This window comes from Inquilinus limosus MP06 (assembly GCF_000767795.1).
GTDB lineage: Bacteria > Pseudomonadota > Alphaproteobacteria > DSM-16000 > Inquilinaceae > Inquilinus > Inquilinus limosus_E.
Genome location: NZ_JANX01001090.1, coordinates 1 through 862 on the forward strand (window position 1 = coordinate 1; position 862 = coordinate 862).

Genomic DNA, 862 nt, shown 5'->3' on the forward strand with positions numbered 1-862 from the left:
TAGGTGCGATCGACATTCAGCCTTTCCAGAGCTGAATAGTGCTGAATCAATATGTTCCGGATTTGCTGATTCGGAGCGGACGGATGGGGGTGAAGCGCTACGAGCTGAATGAGGCGCAATGGGCGAGGATCGCTGAGCTTCTGCCCGGCAAGGCGGGCGATCCTGGTCGGACGGGAGCGGATAACCGCTTGTTCGTGAACGGGGTTTTGTGGGTTCTGCGATCCGGCGCCCACTGGCCGGATCTTCCCGAGCGCTACGGCAAGTGGAAGAGCGTGCACAAGCGCTTCACCCGCTGGGCCAAAGCCGGCGTCTGGGAGAGGGTCTTCGCCGAGTTGATCAAGGATAGGGACAACCAGTACCTGATGCTGGACACCACCCTGGTCCGGGTCCACCAGCAGGCGGCGAGCGGCAAAAGGGGGGCCCAGGATCAGGCTCTGGGGCGTTCCCGAGGTGGACTGACGACCAAGATCCACATGGTCTGCGACGGGCTGGGCCGGCCGCTCCGCTTCGCGCTGACCGCCGGCCAGCGCCACGACAGCCTTACCGCCAAAGCCCTCCTCGACGGCTTTCAGGCCAAGACCGTGCTCGCCGACAAGGCCTATGACAGCAACGACTTGCGTGCCTTCATCGACGAGATCGGGGCCGAGGCGGTGATCCCCTCAAACCGCTCGCGCAAGGTGCTGATCCCGCATGACGAGATCGCCTACAAGGACCGCAATCGGATCGAACGCTGCTTCAACAAGCTCAAACACTTCCGCCGCTTCGCAACCCAATACGACCGACGCGCCGCTCACTACATCGCCTTCATCCATCTCGCCGCCATCATCCTCTGGCTGCGCTGAATGTCGATTCGTCCTAGTCC

1 protein-coding gene is annotated in these 862 nt (G+C 62.3%); it reads left to right on the forward strand.

Annotated features, from left to right (window positions below; genetic code table 11):
• The first annotated feature begins 83 nt into the window (after window positions 1-83).
• Window positions 84-842, forward strand: a complete 759-nt coding sequence (locus P409_RS35385) for an IS5 family transposase (protein WP_034849824.1) — start codon at window positions 84-86, stop codon at window positions 840-842.
• Window positions 843-862: the final 20 nt, after the last annotated feature.